The organism is Pelagibacterium nitratireducens, assembly GCF_037044555.1.
Classification (GTDB): domain Bacteria; phylum Pseudomonadota; class Alphaproteobacteria; order Rhizobiales; family Devosiaceae; genus Pelagibacterium; species Pelagibacterium nitratireducens.
Window position 1 is genome coordinate 3,509,365 of the sequence record NZ_CP146275.1, and the last position, 20,444, is coordinate 3,529,808.

Sequence of the window (20,444 nt, forward strand, 5' to 3'; positions counted from 1 at the left end):
CTAGAGCGCCATGAAATCGTCGAACATGTCGTCGGCGTCCGGGGTGGCCGCGGTCGTTTCAGGCGGCCCGAAAAGGGCGTCATGAACGGCGCGTTCGGCCTCCATTGTATAGAGCCGGCGCAACCCGGCGATGAGTCCGGCCAACTCGGCGGTGTGCCCTGAAGGCACCTCGCCGGGCGCCAGGCCGGCGATCTGCATTCTGATATCGTCCATGGCTTCGGACAGCGCGCCGAGGCCGTCCAGCCCGTTTGCCGCCATCTGAAGCAGTGCAATGACCTTGGTGCCATCGGTATCGAGGCTCGACAGGGCGTTGGCCAGTTTCTGATCGAGCCCGGAGAGCAACTCCAGTGCCTTGGTCGCGCCCTCTTCGAGCCCCTTGCCCTGCCCCGCGCCGTCAGCCGAAGCGGTGGCGCCGAAGGCATCGGCCAGCGCCGCGGACTGGCTGAGCCATTCGACGGCGCTCTCGGCGGCCAAAACAGTCTCGCTGGTCAGCTCACGCAATTGGGTGGCAATGACGGTGAGCGAGGCGCCCCTCGGGCCGAGCTGGGCGCAGCGCACCGCGGCGTTGAGGCTGACAAGGCGCATATTGGCCTCGACATCCTGAACGGCTTCGACATGGCCGAGCAATACGCGCACCGTGCGCTGGACCGTTGCGGCCACCGCCTCGAGCTTGGCCCGTTCGGCTTCGAAATTGCGCAGAAGGGATACGGCGGCCCGCAACTGGTCGCTCAGGCTGGCGATGGATGACGATTTGCCGGCGTCCGAGCCATATTGCCCGCGACTGCGCGCCATGATCGTTTCGGCATCGGCGGCAAGTGCGGCAAGGGAGCGTTCGGCATCGCTTACCTCGACGCCGAAATCATGCGCCGTCTCGGCCAGTTGCGCCTGTTCGAGCGAAGCGATTACCGCAAGGGCCTGACTTTGATCTTCGGGCTTTAGCTCGATATCGAATGCCGGTTCACCCGACAGCACGCCGGCCAGATGACCGAGACCGGCCTCTATATGCTCGAGCCGCTGGCGAGTGGCATCGCCGACCTGCAGAGCCATCACCGCGCTGCCGATCTGCCCGACGATCTGACGCGAGAGCCGGCTGGTTTCGGCACTGCCATCGACCGCCGAGGCGCGCTGGCTTTCCAGGGCGCGCAATGTGGCGGCCAGCCGTGTCGCCAGATCGGAAAGCGTATGGGCATGGGCGCCCTCGAAGCGATTGCGCTGACTGACTGCGGCATCGACTTCAACGACGAGCTGGCGATAGACCTGCGAAAATTCCTTGAGCGTGCGGGTAGCGGATTCCGAAAGCGTCGCGATATCGGTGGTGAACACATCGAAATCGTCGCTGTCCTGGGCGATGCTGGCGGCGGTCACGCGCGCATTTATCGAAACGATGCCCATCATCTTGATGGTTCTGTGCAGATCGGAAATCGGGAGATGGGCGGAGCGAACCACTTCGAACAGACGTTCGAGATCGATCCTTTCCTGCCCGAAGGCGTCCGAGAGGGTGGCCGCGCGGCTGGCGACCGCCTGGAGGTGGCCCGTCGCCTGTTCGACCTCGGCACCCTTTAGGGCATCGGGCAGTGCATCGAAGAGCTTTATGAGTTTGTTGAGGAGCGAAGCGCCCTCCGAAAGGCATCCGCCGACCGACACGAAGGCGGTTTCGATCTGTTCCCGGTGCCCGGCCAGATCGGCGGCAAGCTGATTTATGGCGGGAGGTGTAGCGGACATGGTCATAAAATTCATTCTCCGGGCCGTTTGGCCTTGTGGCCGAACGCCACGATTTCATCGCCGATTTTTCCGAGCGGAAGGATCCGCCCCGCGGCGCCGCGCTGGATGGCTTCCTTGGGCATGCCGAACACCACCGAGGTTTCCTCGTCCTGGGCGATGGTGGGGCTACCCATTTCGCGCATTTCCAGAAGACCGCGCGCGCCATCATCGCCCATGCCGGTCAGGATGATGCCCAGTGCGTTGCGGCCGGCCGTCTGGGCGGTGGAGCGGAACAGCACGTCGACCGATGGACGGTGGCGCGATATGTGAGGGCCGTCGGTGATCTTGACAGTGTAGCGCGGGCCGTTGCGCACCAGCATCATGTGGTAATTGCCCGGTGCCATCAGCACCTGACCGGGCCGCACGAGCTCGCCATCCTGGGCTTCCCTGACCGAAACTGCACAACCGGCATCAAGGCGTCGAGCGAAGGCGCCGGTGAATTTTTCCGGCATGTGCTGAACGATAAGGATGGGCGGGCAGTTCGCCGGCAGGGCCTCGAGAATTTCGCGCAGCGCTTCGGTGCCCCCGGTCGATGCCCCGATGGCGACGATCGGTTCGGTCACCGGAATGCGCTCGATCAGGCTCTGGCGGCGGGTTTCGGAAATGGCGGGCAATATGGCATCGGCGGTGAGCTTGGATTCGACCGCGAGGGCCGGAGCCTGCTTTTTCATTCCCCGCATCTTGGCGTGGGCGGCGCCCTTGGCCGCATCGCAGATGCGCATGCGCGATTCATTGAGGAACTGGGCCGTATCGACGCGGGGCTTGGCCACCACATCGACGGCGCCGGCCTCGAGCGCCTGCATGAAGGTGTCCGACCCGGCTTCGGCCAGACTCGAGCAGATGACCACGGGGATAGGCCGCTGGGACATGATCTTGCGCAGGAAGGTCAACCCGTCCATGCGCGGCAATTCGATGTCGAGGAAAATCACGTCGGGCACTTCCTGGCGGATGCGCTCGGCGGCGACATAGGGGTCTGAGGCCGTGGCCATGACCTCAAGGTCGGGATCGGCGGAAATGATATCGCTGAGCGTTAAGCGCACCGAGGCGCTGTCATCGATAATCAGCACGCGGATTTTCTCGCTCATGGCTACGCCCCCGCCTTCTGGAACACGGCGGGCGCCACCTGACGCATGGTAACCGAGGTGCCGATCATCGATTCCGAATGACCGAGCAGCAGATATCCGCCGGGCCGCAAATGGCCCACCAGACGGTTGATAACCGCTTCCTGATCGGACTTTTCAAAGTAGATCAGGACGTTGCGCAGCAAGATGATGTCGACGTCACGATCGAAGGGATAGGTCCCATCCATCAAATTTAGGCACTGGAACCGCACCAGACGCCGCAATTCGGGCACGATGCGCACTTCGGGGCGCGGCCCGGTCCGCCGGGCGAACATCAGATAGCGGCTCTGCTTGGCCGGCGGCACCGGCGCGATCTGTTCGGCCGGATAGACCGCCCTTCGGCCCTGATCGAGAACGTCGGTGGAAATGTCGGTGCCCAGCAGCACAAAGCGGAAATCGCGGCGCTGGGCGGCAATATCGGCCAGCACCATGGCGGCAGTATAGGGCTCGGCCCCCGTCGAGCTGGCGGCGCTCCACACCTTGAGGAGCGGCATGCGCTCGTTGCGTCGAGCTTCGAGCAGCTTGGGGACCATGAGCTTTTCCATGAGATCGAAATGTTCGGGCTCGCGGAAGAAATCGGTCTTGTTGGTGGTAACCGCGTTGATGAGATAGGGCAGTTCGGCTTCGAGCCCGCCCTGCCTGAAAAGATGGGCGCCATAGGCCGAAAAGCTGGTCATGCCCAGAACCCGCATTCTGCGGCGCAGTCGCCCTTCCACCATCAGGCGTTTGGTGGGCGGGAGCTTGATGCCGACCTCACGGCCGATCAGCGCAGAGATGCGTTGAAAATCGGCTTCGCTGAGGCGGTCGTCTTCATCGATATCGTTGGAAATGCGGGCTAGGGCGGACAATTCAAACTCCATGGCGGGCGGCTGGCCGGGGTGCCCGGCCAACCGAAAATTTTGTCACGCTGCGAGGATCGGCTGCTTGACGATGTCACCGAACAGACCGTCGAGATCGAGCACGGTAACAAAGCTTCCATTGCGGCGGCCGATGCCGGCAATGCAGTGCCTGCTCCAGCCGGAACTGACGGCGGGTGCCGGATCGAGCGTGTCGGAGTCCAGCACCGTCACCTCGAACACCTTGTCGGTTCGCAGGCCCAGGGTCACCGGACCGTCAGGCCCGTTGATGGTGAGAACCACGATACGGGTGTTTTCGGTATCGGCGGCCGGCGCCATGCCAAGGGTCAGGCGCAGGTCGAGCACCGGCACGCCCTTGTCGCGCACATCGATCATGCCGAGCAGGTTTTCGGGCGCGCGCGGCAGGCGGGCGATGGGCAGCATGTCCAGGATTTCCTGGACCGTGGCCACCGGGGCCGCGAAGATTTCCTCCGCGACACCGAGCGTTACATACTGAATTTGCTCAGCCATGACAGGTCCTGATCAGGCCGCGCCGCGGCGGGTGAATTGGGAATCCAGATCATCCTGGCCTTCGTCCAGATCGAGATCGAACCCGCCACCCGAAGAAGACGAACCCTTGGCGGGCGCCTTTTTCATATGGGGTGCCTTTGCCAGAATCTCGCGCTTGAGATCGGGCCTGGCCGAGGGTGCGGCGACCGTATTGGCCGGCGCGGGCATGGCGTTTCCATCGATACGGAAATACCCGATGGCAGCCTGGAGCTGTTCGGCCTGGCTGGCCAGTTCCTCGGACGTCGCCGACATCTCTTCGGCAGCCGAGGTGTTTTGCTGGGTGACCTTGTCGAGCTGCTGGATGGCCGTATTGATCTGGGCTGCACCGGCATTCTGTTCGCGGCTGCCGGCCGAGATTTCCTCGACGAGTTCGGCTGTACGCTGAATGTCGGGGACCAGCTTGGAGAGCATTTCGCCGGCCGACTGGGCCGCCTTGACGGTATCGCCCGAAAGGGTCGAAATTTCGGCCGAGGCCGCCTGGCTGCGTTCGGCGAGCTTGCGCACTTCGGACGCCACGACCGCAAAGCCGCGGCCGTGTTCGCCTGCACGGGCCGCTTCCACGGCTGCGTTAAGGGCGAGCAGATCGGTCTGGCGGGCGATTTCCTGGACCACCATGATCTTTTCGGCAATGGTCTGCATGGCGCTGACCGCATTGTCGACAGCTTCACCCGAGGCGATGGCATCGGCCGCGGACTGGCGGGCGATCTTTTCGGTCTGGGAAGCGTTGTCGGCCGACTGCTTGATGGTTGCGGCCATTTCTTCCATGGACGCGGAGGCTTCCTCGGTCGAAGATGCCTGTTCGGTGGCGCCCTGGCTCAGCTGCTCGGCGGTTGCCGACATTTCCTGAGAACCGGCGGCAACGTTGCGGGTTGCGGAGGTCACCTCGGCAACCACTTCACGCAGCTTGGCGGTCATGGCGTTGAGCGCCTTGATCAGATCGCCCACTTCGTCATCGGACTTGTTGTCGGCACTGGCGTTGAGATTGCCGGCAGCCACTTCATCGGCCAGACGCACGGCGCTGGAGAGAGCCCGCGAGATCGAAACGACGATCCAGATGGCAGCCAGAAGCGCGATAAGAGCGGAACCGACAAGCAGCCCGATCAGCAGCATGCGGCTTTGTTCATAGACGGCATTGGCATCGATGGTCGCCTGCTCGAGCACGACATCGTTGCGGTCGACCATGGCCTGGAGCAGCTCGACAGCCTCTGAGCGCAGCGTTGCGCCTTCGCCATCGGCCAGCACATTGGCGTTGTATTGGGTGCGCTGAGTCGAGACCTCGACGGCCCTGTCCATGGCCAGGACCATGTTTTCATGGTCTGTCTGGGCCTGGGCCACCAGGGTCGGTTCGATCGATCCGGCAACGCGCATGAGCTGGGCAAAGCCCGGTGCAAGATCGGCCAGGGCGGTGCGATAGTCGTTGAGCCATTCGTCCTGCTTGGCGGGATCGTCATCGGCCAACAGGATATTGCGCTGCTGGCGGAAGGCGTCGCTGGCCTTCAAGAACATGGCATTTGCCGTCTCATAGGCGGGCAGAGTTGAAATATCGCCATTGGCAAGGCGGCGCCCGAGGGCGTCGATCAGGCTGCCCATGGTTTCTTCGAGGGCCGTGATGGCTGCACTGCCTTCACTGGTGGTGATGGCGAAGGCTTCGACGTCGGAATTCTGCTCGGCGAAATCCTGGACCTGAAGCGAAACCGTCCAGTAGCTTTCCAGCGTTTCCATGAAGGTCTGCATGTCGATGTTGGTCTGCTCGACGGTGAACGCACCGATCAGACCCTCGGCGTCCGCATGCAACTCGGTGTAGAGTTCGGCCAGACGCTGGCGCTGTTCGGTGAGCGCCTCGGCGTCCGAGCTCAGGATCATGGCCCTGAGATTGTTGGAAAGGCCGGTGAGATCTTCCTGCATCTCCTTGAGCTGCAGTGAGCGTGCCGCGGGGCCGTTCACGATGCCTTCGAGCGTTTGGTTCAGGTGCCCCAGATTTTGCAGGGCCAGGAACATGCTGGCGCCTGACAGGGCAACGACGACGCCGAAGACCGCCGCCAGTTTTGTCTTGATAGTCAGTCTCACAATGCAGACCTTTCTTCTGATGCTGCAGCGGGCGAAGTTCTATCGCCCGGTGTTTCGAATATTTTTTCCATGTCGGGAATGATGATGAAGCCGCCATTGCGCTTGCCGATGCCCTTGACGAACTCGGGCTTCCAACGCATGCCGACCTTGGGTGCCTCCTCAATCGAGGCGGCTTCGATGTCGGTGACATCGTGGACTTTGTCGGCAAGGATGCCGGCAATGGTGGGTTCACCGCCGATATTGACTTCCATGACGACGATTCGGGTTTCCTCGTCGGGCTCGGGCCGTTCCATGCCGAACATGACACGCAGGTCGGCCAGCGGTACGACGCGTCCGCGCACATTGATCAGCCCACCGACAAAGGCGGGTGCGTTGGGCACTTCGGTGATCGGCACGAGGTCGAGGATTTCACGCACCTGGCTTGCCTCGACGGCAAACAGCTCGTCATCGAGGCGGATGGTCAGGGCGTTCATTGAAATGGCTGGCGCGCTCATGCGGCTCTCCCGCTCAGGCTGTAACTGTCGCCCTGGGGCTGACCGGAAGCGACCAGATGGGCGGTGTCGAGGATCAATGCCACCATGCCGTCTCCGAGAATGGTCGCACCCGAAAAGGACTTGATGGACGAGTGCAGCTTGGAGAGCTGTTTGATGACCGTCTGGTTGTTGCCGATGATCTGATCGACCACCAGCCCGACACGGCCCTCGCCCGAGGCGACAATGACCACTTTCTGGAACGGTTCGGGTGGAGCAGAGGTGCCGAACACCTCGCGCAACCGCAGATAGGGCACGAGCGAGCCTCGGATATCGAGGAAATTGCGCCCCTTTGCGTGTGCCTCGATGCCTTCGGGCAGTTCCACACATTCCTCGACGGCGGCCAGGGGAATTGTGTAGCGGCCATTGCCGACCCGCACGAGCATGCCGTCGATGATGGCAAGCGTTAAGGGCAGGCGCAGTGTCGCCGTCGTGCCCTGGCCGGGGACCGTCGTGAGATCGATGGTGCCGCGCAGCCCGTCGATCGTGCGCTTGACCACATCCATGCCCACGCCACGGCCCGAGAGCGACGTCACCTCCTTGGCCGTCGAAAAGCCCGGCGCAAAGATCAGGTGATAGAGTTCCTGCTCGGTGAGTTTGGTCTCTGGGGTTATCAGCCCGTTTTCCTCGGCCTTGGCGCGAATGCGCGCGGGATCGAGCCCGGCCCCGTCGTCGGACACCGAAATGGCGACTTCGGCACCCGAATAAACGGCCGAAAGCCGCACGGTGCCCTTGGCGGACTTGCCCGACGCCGCACGGGCCTCGGCGCTTTCCAGACCGTGATCCATGGCGTTGCGGATCAGATGGACCAGCGGGTCGGCCAGCCGCTCGATCATTGTCTTGTCGAGTTCTGTGTCTTCGCCGGCGGTCACGAATTCGATGGGCTTGCCCAACTCACCCGAAAGGTCGTGCACAAGGCGCCGGAACCGACCGAACAGCGACCCGATGGGCACCATACGGATGCCCATGGAGGTGTCGCGCAGTCCCGAGGAGAGCCGTTCGAGTTCCTCGGCAATGGTTTTGAGGGCCGTGTCCGAACTTGTCGCAGCGATCTGGGTCAGCCGGGCCTGTGCGATGACCAGTTCGCCGACGCGATCCATGAGTTCATCGAGCCGTTCGGCGGGCACACGCAGCGAGGTGGCGGCAGTGCGGTCGGGCTCGGTCTTTTCGGCGGCCTTCCCCCGTTTGGGGGCAGGGGTCGGTGCCGGGTTGGCGACGGCGGGCGTTTCGGCCACGACCGGGGCCGACGCGGTATCCGGGGCGGCTGGTGTCTCAGGCTTCGCCGGAGCCTCCTCGAGCTCCGACAGGCTCAGTTCCATGCTGTCGCGCAGGAACATGAAGATGTCCTCGATTGCCGCGGCGGGATCGGCGGCCTCGATATCGACCTGCCAGCCGATATGGGGCACTTCGGGATCGAGAATCTCGAGATCGGGGATGCGATCGGTCAGCGCGAGGACCCGATTGGGCCCGAGTTCGGCCAGTTCTTCGAGCAAGAGGATCGGATTGGTGCCAAAGGCAAGACAGTCTGAGGGAAGATAGAAGACCAGCCGCCACCATTTGGCCGCTTCGGCCGAGGGCGTACTGTCGGCAAGCGGCGCTTCGACCAGCTTGTCGCTTTCCTGCACGGGGGCGCCACCATCCACAATGAGGCGCAGCGCGGCGAGGATTTCGTCGCCACCGGCCACTTCGGCTTCGGGGTCTTCGATCAGGCGGTGGATATGATCCTTGGCGTCGAGCGCGACTTCGATGAGCGCCTTGTTGGCCGCGCTCTGTCCCTTGCGGACCCGGTCGAAGGCCGTCTCGAATTCATGCACGAACTCGGCGACGTGCGTGAAGCCGAACATGGCTCCGGACCCCTTGATCGTGTGCAGAGCCCTGAACGCGAAATTGATGAGATCGGAATTTGCGGGATCCTGTTCGAGATCGAGCAGGCCGGCTTCGAGTTGTTCGAGAAGCTCGCGGGCCTCCTGGCGAAAGGTATCTGTGGGATCGGACATGCTCATGCGCCTACCACCTTCTTGATGATGGCCAGAAGCTGATCCTGTTTGAAAGGCTTGACGATCCACCCGGTAGCCCCGGCCTCCTTGGCCTGGCGCTTGAGTTCATCGTCGGACTCGGTGGTCAAAAGAATGATCGGTATCCCCTTGCTTGCGGGGTGGGTGCGATATTTGCGCACGAACTCGATGCCGTTGAGGACCGGCATGTTGAGATCGGTGAGCACCGCGTGAACCGGCTGGGCGATGGCCTTGTCGTAGCCTTCGGCACCGTCGGCGGCCTCAATGACCTCAAAGCCCGCCGCCGTCAGGGTCATGGACACCATCTGGCGGATGGATGCGGAATCGTCGATTGTCAGGATCGTCTTGCTCATGGTCAGTGCCCCGCCTGCTGTTTTGTGACCCCGGTCCAGAACCCGGCGTGCTCCTGGCCGGAACCGAGAAATCCGGCGGACACAAGTACGGCACTCAGCGGTGCGCCGATGGGCGCGAGCATCTCGAGCGTCTTGCCCGTCTGCTCGGCTTTTGCCCGCGCGGCCAATAGCGTTTGGACTGTGGTGATGTCCGCCTCGGACAGCGTTTGGGTATCGAGCGCGATGTGGTCATGTTCGGAAAGGGCCTGGGCCAGGCTGGTCGCGACGTTCTGTGCGGATTTGATGCCTGCATCGGCGCCCAGAACGAGCGTATAGCAGTCTTTATCGGGCATGGGCGGTACCCGATAGGCGTAGGGGTCTGGATGACATTCTGTCTCTCCTGCCGTTGCGATGGCCGGGAGCAGAAGGCGCAAACCATTCTTGCCGACAGTCGCACCACTCCAACGCAGCACCACCATCAACCGTGTATTCCCCCGGAATGTGGAAATACACTTGCATTCAATTATTAAACAACAGTTACAATTTTACAGTTCATCGGAGTACTTTGTTTGCCAATTCAAACATAAAAATTAAATTAAACGAGAGTATTACTTTCCTTCTCTGGAGTCGTCGCAGAATCTAGCCACGCAATCTCAGAGTCTTTCGGATTTTGATTCTGAATCGACTCGGAAAAAACACATGTGGAATACTTTGTCGTGCTCTTGATTCTCGCCCCGGACATGGGCCTGGCAGCCGGCTCAATGCTTTGTGGACAGAACCGCATTGCCTGCACGTCTAAAGCAACCGCCAGGCGACTGACGCGCAGGCATGCCCAACTGCCATGATCCGCGCGGACGCGGATCATCCCGGCTAAAAAAAATTTTTGGATTGGAAACATCAACGGGCCGGCAGTGGCCGGCGCGTTAGGGAGAGGGGCTAAAAGCCTGCGGCCTCGGGCAACTCGGTGCCGCCGATGAGCGCACTGATCTCGGACCATTTGGCGCGGAAGGCGGCAACGCAACCGGGATCGAAATGGCTGCCGCTGCAGCGGATAATTTCGGCATAGGCGGCTTCGACCGTCCAGGCAGCCTTATAGGGGCGTTCGGAACACAGGGCATCAAAGACATCGGCGATGGCCACGATGCGGGCCTCGACAGGAATATCGGTGCCAGAGAGCTTGTCGGGATAACCGGTGCCGTCCCAGCGCTCGTGATGGCTCTGGGCAATCAACTCGGCAGTCTTGATCAGATCGGAGCTGCCGCGCTCGAGAATGCGCGCGCCGATTGTCACGTGCTCCTGCATCGTGGCGAATTCGGCAGGCGTCAGCTTGCCGGGTTTGCTCAGAATGGCATCGGCGATGCCGATCTTGCCGATGTCGTGCAGGGGTGCGGCCAGGTAGATCATGCGGCATCTGTGCTCGGGCAGCCCAATGCCCTCAGCGATGAGTTCGCTGATCTGGGCGACCCGGGAGACATGACCGCCCGTATCGCCGTCGCGATATTCGATGGCGCGGGCCAGCCGATAGATGATTTCTTCCTCGCGGGCCAGAAGATGGGCAGTGGCGCGCTCGACTTCACGGGCCAGCCATTGGGCCCGGTCGGCAAGTTGGACCTGTGCCTTGCGCAGGGCCAGAAGATTGGCAACGCGGGCCTGCAATTCGGTGGGATCGAACGGCTTTTGCAGAAAATCGGACGCGCCGGCCTTGATCGCCTCGATGCGGACCGTCTTGTCGGCATCGGACGTCACCATGACGATGGGAACCAGACTGTAAGCAGGCCGGGCGCGCAAGGCCGCGGTGAACTCGACGCCGTCCATTTCGGGCATTATGTGATCGACGATCACCAGATCGTACTGGCGTTCGCGGCAGAGCTGGACCGCCTCGCGCGGATTGAGACATAGCTCGATCTCGCCGGGCACCACTTCGCCGATTATCGCTCCGATAAGCGCAAGGCTCGATCGGCTATCGTCAACAATAAGCAAACGCATGCACTGCCCCCACAGCCACTGACACAGCGACTATGAGGGGCAACTCTTAGGACAAGCTTAATTGGCAGATCGATTGGTGCGGCAGATCTCTATTGCCAGTATCTCGCCAGCGTCGTTGGGGTGTGCATGGTGCCGTAAAGATAGTGCCAGAACCGTTTGCGCTCGGAGGCGGGCACCTCCTTCCAGACCTTTTCCACGGCCATATCCCCGCACCAATAAGCATAAATGAAGGGCGCTCTGAGATCGTGATGGAGGAAGGCAAGCCGCCCCCTGACCGTTTCAGGGGTCTGATAGCCCTGAGCGGCGATGGTCGGCACGATTTCCTCGATCGATTTTTTCTCCTCGTGCATCATCCATGCCGCATTGCAGCGCAAGGCGCTGCGGAGGCGCTGCAGCGCGACAGCGATCTGGTCGCCGGGGGTATCGAGCCAGTCGAGAAAGGCCATGCCGTTGTCGGCAATACCTTCAAACAATGCGCTCGAGGCCGAACTGGTGACCACCTGCGCGCCGTCGAGCGGCATGGAACCGTCCGCGACATAGCGCTCGCGCAGCCCCAGATGCACAAGATGCCCCGGGAACGCCTCATGGGTCGCCAGATGCTTGAGGGCATAGACCGTATACGGGAAATCGAGGTTCAGCAGAACCTGACGCCCCGGGTAGTCGCAATAGGCGGCAAAGGGCTTTTGGGTGACGCCCACCGGCTCGATCCACTCGTGGGAAAAATCATACATCGCCGCGGCGCGCTGGCGCGACTGCCTGAGAAAATCCTCGAGCACGACGATGACCGTGTCGCGCGGCACTATGGTGTCGGTCTCCCAGCGGGCGATGTCGGCCGCCAGATCGCCGTCGCGATAGCCCAACTCGTCGAGCCCGTTGCGGATCGTTGCGCGGTAGGCATCGAGGATATCGTCACCAACCAGCGTGATGTCGACCCGGATCTGTCGCCTGAGCCGCTCGGCAAAACCGACAGGCTTGCCCTCGAACGTGTCCATGAGGACGTCAAGGGAATCGATCATCTCGGCGAGATAGTCACGGCGCAACTGGGTGTCGACGGCGCTATCGAGCGTTTCCGAGAGCTTTGCCAGAGCGTCGCGCGCCTCGGCGTAGTCGCCGAAACTGCGCGACTCAACGGGGGCAACGGCGACCGGGATCAGGCCCTCGGCGTCGAGAAAGCCTTCCCCCTGCTGCTGGTCCCTATAGAGCCGGTCGATCCCGGCGGTGATTTCAGCCAGGTCTTGTCCCGGTTTCATCTTCAACTCCTCATTCCCTGTCTCGCTCTTTCGAACCGCCAAACAGGTTCTCACTTTTGCTGAAAGCGCTCTAAATATGGCCGGCCACAGGCTTGGGCCGATAGGGCGCTTCCATGAGCGCCACGTCCTCGTCGGACAATTGGACTTCGAGCGCGGCGAGGGCATCGTCAAACTGGTGCAGCTTGGAAATGCCCACGATGGGCGCCGTAATGCCGGGACGCGAGGCGACCCAGGCATAGGCGATCTGGGCCATCGGACGTCCATGGCGCTCGGCGACGGTGCGCACCGCGGCAATCACCGCTTCATCCTGTTCGAGCGTTGCATCATAGAGCGCGTTGGCGGTCTTGTCGGTCTGGGAGCGGGTCGTTGCCTCCCCGCCGCGTCCGGCCAGGCGACCACGGGCCAAGGGGCTCCAGGGGATCACGCCGATCCCTTCGGAGCGGCAAAGCGGCAGCATTTCGCGCTCTTCCTCGCGATACATCAGATTGTAGTGGTTCTGCATGGACACGAACGGCGCCCAGCCATTGGCGCGCTGGATGCCAATGGCCTTCATGAACTGCCAGGCATGCATCGAGGACGCGCCGAGATAGCGCACCTTGCCGGCGCGCACGACGTCGTTGAGTGCATCGAGGGTCTCCTCGAGCGGGGTATCATAGTCGAAGCGATGGAGCTGGTAGAGGTCGATGTAATCGGTGCCCAGGCGCTTGAGACTGGCATCGACCGCCTCGAACACATGCTTGCGCGACAGGCCGCGGTCGTTGGGGTCATTGCTCATGGCGTTATAGAGCTTGGTGCCCAGCACCAATTTGTGGCGCGGCACCGATTTGAGCGCCTCGGCCACCACGGTCTCGCTCTCGCCCAGCGAATAGACATCGGCCAGATCGAAGAAATTGATGCCCAGATCGAGAGCCTTGTCGATGATGGGGCGCGAGGCCTCGGCGCCGAGCACCCAGGGCGCCCAGTTCGACGAGCCGAACGTCATGCAGCCCAGAACGAGGCGCGACACTTTCAGGCCGGTTTTTCCGAGGTTGATATAATCCACTAGTACACCCTTTCATCGCGATAAATCAGAAAGCTGCGGCAGCATGGAGCCCTGTGTGTCAGTGGGATGACCACCATCGGCCCCATCTTTGCCTAGCGCTTCCGGCATAAATGCACAAATAAATGGCGTATGCAATTTGTGTACAAAAATTTCTCACACCCTCTTGCGCTGAAAAAATTACCGTGCAACCGTTGAGGGTGTACTGAATGGATAGCACACCTAAATGTTCACGCTAGACGCGTCCAGCATCGACAAGTCGCTCCCCGTTCCGGTGGGAACGCAATTGCATGGCCTGCTGGCCTACATGCTCAGCTTCGGCGACATTCCCGATGGTGCAAAGCTGCCTTCGGTGCGCACGCTCGCTGCCGATATCGGCATCGCGCCGATGACCGTTGCCCAGGTTTACAAGCAGCTCCGCGATGAAGGCCTTGTGGAAATGCGCCATGGGCTGGGCGCCTTTGCCATTCAGGACCCAAAGATAGGGCTGTCCGGCTCTAACCCGCTCGATGCCTTGCGCTCCGATATCGGCGCGCTGATCGAGAAGGCCGACAATCTGGGCATTTCAACGTTGTCGCTGATCTCGATGATCAACGCGCAATCACAGTTTCCCCGAGGCGGCGACGGGCTGAGCATCGTCTTTGTATGCATATTCGAGGGCCCGGGCCGCGATTATGTCGAACAGATCCGCCCCGCCCTTGCCCCCGAAGACAAGGTGCGCCTGATAACGCTCGACAGTCTTTCGGGCTCTGACACCTTGCGCGAAGCGTGCCGCAAGGCCGATCTGGTGCTGACCTTCGTCAATCGCGAGGCCGAGGTGCGCTCCCATGTCGACAGCGACAACATCCTGGGGCTGCGGTTCATTCCATCCGAGCAGACGCGGCAGAACCTGGCGCGGCTCGACCCGCGCACCAAGGTCGCCGCGATTACCCACTTCAAGGAATACATCGCCATCATGCGCCCAAGCGTGCGCGAGTTCGCACCCCATGTCTCCGACATCAAGGTGACCTGGTCCTCTGCGTCCGACCTTGAAGAAACGCTAGCCCAGTGCACCGCCGTGATCTTTGCCTCTGGCGCCGATCACGTCGCAGAGCACGTGCCCGATGGCATCCCCTGTTTCGAATACCGGCACGCGCCAGATCCGGGTGCCGTCGAGAATGTCCTTGCGCCGCATCTCGCCGACTTAAGACGGCAGAAGGCGCGAGGACTAAGCGCAAGTCATCCATCCCAGAAGGTGGCAGCAAGACCCATGGGAAACTGAGTTCCATCCATCACGGCTGATTTAACAAAGGGAACAATCATGAAGGCATTTCTTCTTTCCACCACAGCGGCTATCGCCGTCACACTGGCTCCGGCCACCGCGCTTCTCGCGCAGGAAACCGACACCATCGTCATCGGCACCGATGTGGATGCCGGCACGCTCGACCCGCGGCTGACGCGCGACACGACAGCGTCGCGCACGGCAAACCTGATCTATTCTGGCCTTGTGGAAATCGCGCCAAATCTCGAGGCCGTGCCCGAGCTTGCCGAGAGATGGGAAAGCCCCGATCCACAAACCATCGTCTTCACGCTGCGGCCCGACCTTACCTTTTCGGATGGCAGCCCGCTGACCGCCGAGGATGTGGTTTTCACCTACGAAACCATCCTCGACCCCGACTTCAACGCGCCTCAGCGGGCGCTCTATACCCCGATCGACTCGATCGAGGCGGTCGATGAGCGCACCGTGCAGTTCAACCTTTCGGCTCCTTACGCGCCGCTGCTCTCCTATCTGGACATGGGCATCGTCTCCAAGGCGGCCGTCGAAGGAGGGACCGACATCGCGCTCGAACCGATCGGTGCCGGTCCGATGAAGCTTGCGGCCTGGAACAGCGGCAGCGACATCGAGCTCGAAGCCAACGAGAACTATTGGGGCACGGCTCCGGAAATCGAGAACGTCACGCTCCAGATCATCGGTGACAATTCGGCCCGCGCCCAGGCGTTCGAGGCCGGCGATCTCGACGTTGTCCAGTCCCCGCTTTCGCCGCAGGACATCGAGCGGCTGGCCAATGACGACCGGTTCGGCAACGCCATAATGGCGGGCCTTGGGGTCACCTATCTGAACTTCAACGTCTCCGATCCGCTGCTCTCGGACCCGGAAATGCGGCAGGCCTTCGCCATGCTGGTCGATCAGGACACCATTGTGAACCAGATCTATCAGGGCGTGGACGAAGTGGCCCATTCGGTGCTGCTGCCGACTTCGTGGGCCTATGACGAAGCAATCTCTCAGCCGGTCTTTGATCCGGTCGCAGCGGTTGAAAAGTTCGCCGAACTGGGCTGGACCGACACCAATGGCGACGGCATCCTCGACAAGGATGGTGAGCCGCTCACGATTGTTCTTTCGACCCACAGCGAAGATCCCAATCGGGTGCAGTCGGTCGAATATCTGCAGGCGGTATTCCAGTCCGCCGGCGTCGATGCGGAAATCCAGATCAGCGACTGGCCGTCGTTCTCGACCAATTACGTGCAGCAGGGCCAGCACCAGATCGCCCTGCTCGGCTGGCTGAACCTTGTCGATCCCGACCGGTTGCTCTACGCCCAGCTCACAACGGGCGGCTCGACCAACTGGGGTGGCTATTCCAACCCGGAAGTCGATGCGCTGCTCGAAGAGGGCCGCTCGAGCCTCGACCAGGCCGAACGCGCCGCAGCCTATCAGTCTGCCGCTGAAATCCTCGCCGAAGAGCTGCCCTATTACATCATCTCGGCTCAGGGCTATCAGCTGTTCTATGCCAGCGACCTTCCGGTCGAAGTCGAAGCCAACCCGCGCGGCACGCTGCGCGGCCTGATCGGGTTGTCCGACTGATTGCACACGACCGGCGCGGACATTCGCGCCGGTCATCCTTCCCGACTACGGAGCCCGAAATGACTTTCCATCAGGTGCTCGGCGCCGATTTTTACGCCAAGGTCCACGCCGATATCCGCAAGCGGATGGCGGCCGCGGACATCGATCTGCTGCTGCTCGATTCCAATGACGACGTCATCTATACGACGGGCTTTTCCCACTATACGACCGAGCGCCCGGTGGTCTTTGCAATCACCCAGGACGGCGCCTGGCTTTTGATCCCCGAGCTCGAACGGGCCCATGCGGCACACCAGAACATCGCGGCCGAACCGATCGTCTATTTCGAATTCCCCGGCATCGACAAACCCTTCAACGTCCTGGGCCGCGCCTTTCCCGATATGAAGGGCACTGTGGCCTACAGCCACGCCATTTCGCTGGCGCGGGTGAGCCAGATCGAGGCGGCGTTTCCCAATGCCAGGGCCTGCAAACCGACCAGTCTGATCCAGCAGATGCGGCTCATCAAATACCCCGAAGAAATCGTCTTGCATCGCGAAGCGGCGCGGATTTCCGACGAGATGGTCAAAGCCGGCGTCAATCTCATCGCCGACGCCATGGCCTCGGGGGATACGCTGCCGAGCGAGATCGAAATCGAATCTTTTGTTTCGCGCCACGCCATGAAGATCATGCATGCGGACCATGCCGATCTGATGCTGGTGCAGGGGCTGGCCAGCGGGCTTGTCTATTCTGGCGCGCGCTCGGCCTTTCCACACGGCATGCCCACGGGCAATCCGGTCAAGCGCGGCGAAAGCATTATCCTCTCGCTCGGGTGCCGGGTCGGTGGGCGCGCCGCCGAAAGCGAGCGGACGCTGTTCATCGGTGAACCAACCAAAGAGCAGGAAGGTCACTACGCGGTGGCGTACGAGGCCCAGCGGATGGCTACGGCAGCGCTGATTGCGGGGCACACCTGCGCCTCGGCCGACAATCTGGCGCTCGCCTATATCCGCGACAGCGGCATGAGCGAATATCTTTTGCACCGGGTCGGGCACGGCATGGGCGTGATGTTCCACGAGCCGCCCTGGGTGGAAGCCGGCGACGAGACCATTCTAGAGCCCGGCATGGTGACCTCGAGCGAGCCGGCGATCTTTGTGCCCGGATTTGCCGGGTATCGTATTGCCGACACCGTGCTGATCGCTGCCGACGGCCCCGACAGCATGACAAAATATCCCCGCGCCATCGACCAGGTGGTGATCGGCTAGGCCGCTTGAGACAATGATCCTTTCCTCACACACACATTTCGGGTGGACGCCATGCTAGCCTATGTTGCCCGCCGGCTCCTTTTGATGATCCCCATGGCGATTGGCATGGTGGTCATCACCTTCGGGCTGCTGCTCCTCATTCCCGGCGATCCCGCCGCTGTGCTGCTCGGGCAGGAAGCGTCGGCCGAGGCCATCCAGAATCTGCGCAACACGCTGGGGCTCAACGATCCCTGGTACATAAGGCTCTGGGACTATTTTGCCGGGCTGTTGCAGGGCGATATGGGCACCTCGATCTTCCAGAACCGGCCCGTTGCCTCGATCATTGCAACCCGGTTGGGCGCGACGCTCGAACTGGCTATCGTTTCGCTGGTCCTTGCCACGGCGATCGGGCTGACGCTCGGGGTCATCGCGGCGATCCGGCAGGGCTCTTGGGTCGATACGGCCACCATGCTTTTTGCCCAGCTCGGCGTGTCCATGCCGGTCTATTGGCTGGGGCTGCTGCTGATGCTGGCCTTTGCGGTCATACTCGGCTGGCTGCCGGCGGTCGGACGCGGCGTGCCGCTGCCCGAGGCTATGGCCGCGATGTTTACCGGCAATTTCGGACCCATATGGGATTCTCTATCCCATCTTGCCCTGCCCGCCATCGCTTTGGCGGCCAATTCGGCGGCGGTCATCTCGCGTCTGGTGCGTGCGGCAATGCTAGAAGTGCTGCGTGAGGATTTCGTGCGCACCGCCTATGCCAAGGGCCTGCGCCGCCCGCGCGTCGTCATCCGGCATGCATTGCGCAATGCGCTCTTGCCGGTGCTTTCGATCATCGGGTTGCGCTTTGGCGCCCTTTTGGGCGGTGCGGTGCTGACTGAATCCATCTTTGCCTGGCCCGGCCTTGGGCAACTCACCATCTCGGCGATCTCCCAGCGCGACCTGCCGCTGATCCAGGGCATCGTTCTGACCTTCGCGATCATTTTCGCGCTGGTCAATCTCATCGTCGATCTCCTCTACGCCGCGGTCGATCCGCGCATCAGGCTCGGATAGGACCCATGCGCATCCCAAAGGCTTTGAAAAACACCTCTCTTGTCGTCGGCGCGCTGATTTCGCTCGCCATCATCTTCTGCGCCGTCTTTGCGCCGTTCGTTGCAACGCACGGGGTGGAACAGATGGACATGATCAACCGCTTTGCCTGGCCGACACCGAGCCATATTCTGGGCACCGACAATTTCGGGCGCGATCTTTGGTCGCGTCTGGTCTATGGCGCTCGGGTCTCGCTCTCGATTGCCATCATCTCGGTGACCTGCGCCGCCGTGGTTGGCACCGTTGTGGGGCTGGTGTCGGGCTATTTCGGGGGCTGGGTCGATCAGCTCCTGATGCGGATCACCGATATCTTCCTGGGCTTCCCACCGCTGGTTCTGGCGCTGGCCATCGTTGCGGTCATGGGACCGGGCATCACCAATATCTCGTTTGCCATCATCATCGTCACCTGGACCGAATATGCCCGCGTGGTGCGCGCCACAACGCTGGTGCTCCGCGAGCAGAATTACGTGCAGGCGGCGCGGGCGCTTGGGGCAAATCCGGTCCGCATCCTGTTCCGCGAAGTTCTGCCCAATGCCTTCGGTCCGATCATCGTTCTGGCTTCGCTTGGACTGGGCACTGCGATCATTTCGGAATCGGCACTGAGCTTTCTGGGCTTCGGCATGCCGCCCCCCACCCCGACCTGGGGCTGGACGCTGGCCTATGGCACGCGGTTCATCCGCGACGAGCCCTGGCTTTCCATCATTTCGGGCGCGACGATCATGATCACCGTGCTCGGCTTCAATCTCCTGGGCGATGGCCTCAGGGACATCCTCGACCCCCGTCAGCTTTCGCGCAGCGGCGGCAAGTCCAAATAGACGCGATCAAAGGACACCACAAGAATGGTCAAATCCATCAACCCCATTCGCCACAAGTTCACAACGCTCGCCGACGGCTCGGATGCCGTGTTGCTGATGCATGAACTGGTGGGCGAAACGGACGGACCGACGGTGGGTATTTCCGCCTCGATTCACGGCAATGAGAACACCGGCACCCAGGCCATCCTCGAATTGTTCCGCATCCTCAAAGACACCCCCCTGTCGGGCCGGATCGTGTTGCTGCCGGTGGCAAACCCTTCAGCGTTTGCGGTCAACCAGCGCTTTGCGACCCATGACAAGGTCGATCTCAACCGCCAATTCCCCGGCTCGGCCAAAGGCACTTACAGCCAGCAGCTCGCGTTGGCGCTCTCGGACCAATTCCTGCGCAAAATCGACATTCATATCGATCTGCATTCGGGCACCGACCGCCCGACCGTCGATTACGTCTATATCTGGAACGACGAGGAGCTCTCGCGCGCCTTCGGCTCGACCGTCCTTTACCGCCCGGTTCCCGACAAACAGGGGACCGTGTTCGCCGGCACGTCCAAGGCCGTCACGATCGAGGAGCGCGGCATTCCAAGCGTCGTTGTGGAGCTGGGTGGCGGCATCGTCGACCAGACCCCCTATATCGAGCGCACGGTCAATGGCATGCTCAACATGTTGCGGCTGCGCGGCATGATCCCGGGCGATGTGGCGCCCAATCCAAAGCAGGTCGTCTGCAACGAGCTGGCCGGTGTCCGGCCGACCCAGGGCGGGTTCCTCGAACCGCTGTGCCCTGCCAATGGCGAGGTCATCAAGGGTGGACAGCTGCTGGGGCGGGTTGTGAGCCCTTATACGTTCGAAACGCTCGAAGACATTCAGACGCCGTTCGAAAACGGCATCATGATCATGCAGCACCGGACCCGCAATGTCGTCGAAAGCGGCGATTACGGGTTCATCGTGGGCAATCTGGACGGCGCGACCGACTAACCCGGTTGCGC

General features: G+C 61.9%; 18 protein-coding genes. 6 read left to right on the plus strand and 12 right to left on the minus strand.

All coding sequences use genetic code 11. The features are described from left to right. The 12 genes from V6617_RS17215 to V6617_RS17270 all read right to left on the minus strand — a co-directional run bounded on the left by V6617_RS17215 (position 1) and on the right by V6617_RS17270 (position 13,510). A complete protein-coding gene (locus V6617_RS17215; RefSeq protein WP_338608145.1) occupies positions 1-1,728 on the minus strand; it encodes a hypothetical protein in 1,728 nt (575 codons plus the stop codon). Positions 1,729-1,733: 5 nt separating this feature from the next. Next, positions 1,734-2,846 (minus strand): chemotaxis response regulator protein-glutamate methylesterase, encoded by a 1,113-nt coding sequence (locus tag V6617_RS17220; RefSeq protein WP_338608146.1) that lies wholly within the window; start codon positions 2,844-2,846, stop codon positions 1,734-1,736. Between the two features lie 2 nt (positions 2,847-2,848). Continuing rightward, complete coding sequence (locus V6617_RS17225) at positions 2,849-3,730, minus strand: CheR family methyltransferase (protein ID WP_338608147.1); 882 nt, start codon at positions 3,728-3,730, stop codon at positions 2,849-2,851. Between the two features lie 54 nt (positions 3,731-3,784). Continuing rightward, positions 3,785-4,249, minus strand: coding sequence for a chemotaxis protein CheW (locus V6617_RS17230; RefSeq protein ID WP_338608148.1), 465 nt, complete (start codon positions 4,247-4,249; stop codon positions 3,785-3,787). Positions 4,250-4,261: 12 nt separating this feature from the next. After that, on the minus strand, positions 4,262-6,355 hold the full coding sequence (locus tag V6617_RS17235; protein WP_338608149.1) for a HAMP domain-containing methyl-accepting chemotaxis protein: 2,094 nt from the start codon (positions 6,353-6,355) through the stop codon (positions 4,262-4,264). Further along, positions 6,352-6,849 (minus strand): chemotaxis protein CheW, encoded by a 498-nt coding sequence (locus V6617_RS17240; RefSeq protein WP_338608150.1) that lies wholly within the window; start codon positions 6,847-6,849, stop codon positions 6,352-6,354. The genes V6617_RS17235 and V6617_RS17240 overlap by 4 nt, the downstream gene beginning before the upstream one ends. After that, positions 6,846-8,888, minus strand: coding sequence for a chemotaxis protein CheA (locus V6617_RS17245; protein WP_338608151.1), 2,043 nt, complete (start codon positions 8,886-8,888; stop codon positions 6,846-6,848). The genes V6617_RS17240 and V6617_RS17245 overlap by 4 nt, the downstream gene beginning before the upstream one ends. After that, positions 8,885-9,253 carry a response regulator gene (locus V6617_RS17250; protein ID WP_338608152.1) on the minus strand — a complete coding sequence of 123 codons (369 nt, stop codon included), beginning with the start codon at positions 9,251-9,253 and terminating at the stop codon, positions 8,885-8,887. Before V6617_RS17250 ends, V6617_RS17245 begins: the two co-directional genes overlap by 4 nt. 2 nt (positions 9,254-9,255) lie before the next feature. Further along, positions 9,256-9,711 (minus strand): STAS domain-containing protein, encoded by a 456-nt coding sequence (locus V6617_RS17255; RefSeq protein WP_338608153.1) that lies wholly within the window; start codon positions 9,709-9,711, stop codon positions 9,256-9,258. A gap of 457 nt (positions 9,712-10,168) precedes the next feature. Next, on the minus strand, positions 10,169-11,218 hold the full coding sequence (locus tag V6617_RS17260) for an HD domain-containing phosphohydrolase (RefSeq protein WP_338608154.1): 1,050 nt from the start codon (positions 11,216-11,218) through the stop codon (positions 10,169-10,171). Positions 11,219-11,307: 89 nt separating this feature from the next. Beyond that, the gene (locus tag V6617_RS17265) at positions 11,308-12,468 is read right to left on the minus strand and encodes a hypothetical protein (protein ID WP_338608155.1); all 1,161 of its coding nucleotides are present in this window, start codon (positions 12,466-12,468) and stop codon (positions 11,308-11,310) included. Between the two features lie 70 nt (positions 12,469-12,538). Then, positions 12,539-13,510, minus strand: coding sequence for an aldo/keto reductase (locus tag V6617_RS17270; protein ID WP_338608156.1), 972 nt, complete (start codon positions 13,508-13,510; stop codon positions 12,539-12,541). Positions 13,511-13,733: 223 nt separating this feature from the next. Here V6617_RS17270 and V6617_RS17275 point away from each other — a divergent pair, with 223 nt between their 5' ends. The 6 genes from V6617_RS17275 to V6617_RS17300 are packed head-to-tail and all read left to right on the plus strand — an operon-like array spanning position 13,734 to position 20,433. After that, positions 13,734-14,768: a winged helix-turn-helix domain-containing protein gene (locus V6617_RS17275; RefSeq protein ID WP_338608157.1), complete on the plus strand. Its 1,035-nt coding sequence runs from the start codon at positions 13,734-13,736 to the stop codon at positions 14,766-14,768. A 39-nt stretch (positions 14,769-14,807) separates the two neighbouring features. After that, positions 14,808-16,346: an ABC transporter substrate-binding protein gene (locus tag V6617_RS17280; protein WP_338608158.1), complete on the plus strand. Its 1,539-nt coding sequence runs from the start codon at positions 14,808-14,810 to the stop codon at positions 16,344-16,346. A 59-nt stretch (positions 16,347-16,405) separates the two neighbouring features. Further along, positions 16,406-17,581, plus strand: coding sequence for a Xaa-Pro peptidase family protein (locus tag V6617_RS17285; RefSeq protein ID WP_338608159.1), 1,176 nt, complete (start codon positions 16,406-16,408; stop codon positions 17,579-17,581). 51 nt (positions 17,582-17,632) lie between these two features. Next, a complete protein-coding gene (locus V6617_RS17290; protein WP_338608160.1) occupies positions 17,633-18,613 on the plus strand; it encodes an ABC transporter permease in 981 nt (326 codons plus the stop codon). A 5-nt stretch (positions 18,614-18,618) separates the two neighbouring features. Further along, the gene (locus V6617_RS17295; protein WP_338608161.1) at positions 18,619-19,464 is read left to right on the plus strand and encodes an ABC transporter permease; all 846 of its coding nucleotides are present in this window, start codon (positions 18,619-18,621) and stop codon (positions 19,462-19,464) included. Between the two features lie 24 nt (positions 19,465-19,488). Continuing rightward, a complete protein-coding gene (locus V6617_RS17300; protein ID WP_338608162.1) occupies positions 19,489-20,433 on the plus strand; it encodes a succinylglutamate desuccinylase/aspartoacylase family protein in 945 nt (314 codons plus the stop codon). Positions 20,434-20,444 lie beyond the last annotated feature (11 nt).

Coding starts and splice junctions, on each gene's coding strand:
- V6617_RS17260 (WP_338608154.1), bottom strand. CDS start 11,218: ATGCGTTTGCTTATTGTTGACGATAGCCGATCGAGCCTTGCGCTTATC.
- V6617_RS17240 (WP_338608150.1), bottom strand. CDS start 6,849: ATGAGCGCGCCAGCCATTTCAATGAACGCCCTGACCATCCGCCTCGAT.
- V6617_RS17290 (WP_338608160.1), top strand. CDS start 17,633: ATGCTAGCCTATGTTGCCCGCCGGCTCCTTTTGATGATCCCCATGGCG.
- V6617_RS17280 (WP_338608158.1), top strand. CDS start 14,808: ATGAAGGCATTTCTTCTTTCCACCACAGCGGCTATCGCCGTCACACTG.
- V6617_RS17255 (WP_338608153.1), bottom strand. CDS start 9,711: ATGGTGGTGCTGCGTTGGAGTGGTGCGACTGTCGGCAAGAATGGTTTG.
- V6617_RS17230 (WP_338608148.1), bottom strand. CDS start 4,249: ATGGCTGAGCAAATTCAGTATGTAACGCTCGGTGTCGCGGAGGAAATC.
- V6617_RS17265 (WP_338608155.1), bottom strand. CDS start 12,468: ATGAAACCGGGACAAGACCTGGCTGAAATCACCGCCGGGATCGACCGG.
- V6617_RS17295 (WP_338608161.1), top strand. CDS start 18,619: ATGCGCATCCCAAAGGCTTTGAAAAACACCTCTCTTGTCGTCGGCGCG.
- V6617_RS17300 (WP_338608162.1), top strand. CDS start 19,489: ATGGTCAAATCCATCAACCCCATTCGCCACAAGTTCACAACGCTCGCC.
- V6617_RS17245 (WP_338608151.1), bottom strand. CDS start 8,888: ATGAGCATGTCCGATCCCACAGATACCTTTCGCCAGGAGGCCCGCGAG.
- V6617_RS17285 (WP_338608159.1), top strand. CDS start 16,406: ATGACTTTCCATCAGGTGCTCGGCGCCGATTTTTACGCCAAGGTCCAC.
- V6617_RS17215 (WP_338608145.1), bottom strand. CDS start 1,728: ATGACCATGTCCGCTACACCTCCCGCCATAAATCAGCTTGCCGCCGAT.
- V6617_RS17275 (WP_338608157.1), top strand. CDS start 13,734: ATGTTCACGCTAGACGCGTCCAGCATCGACAAGTCGCTCCCCGTTCCG.
- V6617_RS17220 (WP_338608146.1), bottom strand. CDS start 2,846: ATGAGCGAGAAAATCCGCGTGCTGATTATCGATGACAGCGCCTCGGTG.
- V6617_RS17250 (WP_338608152.1), bottom strand. CDS start 9,253: ATGAGCAAGACGATCCTGACAATCGACGATTCCGCATCCATCCGCCAG.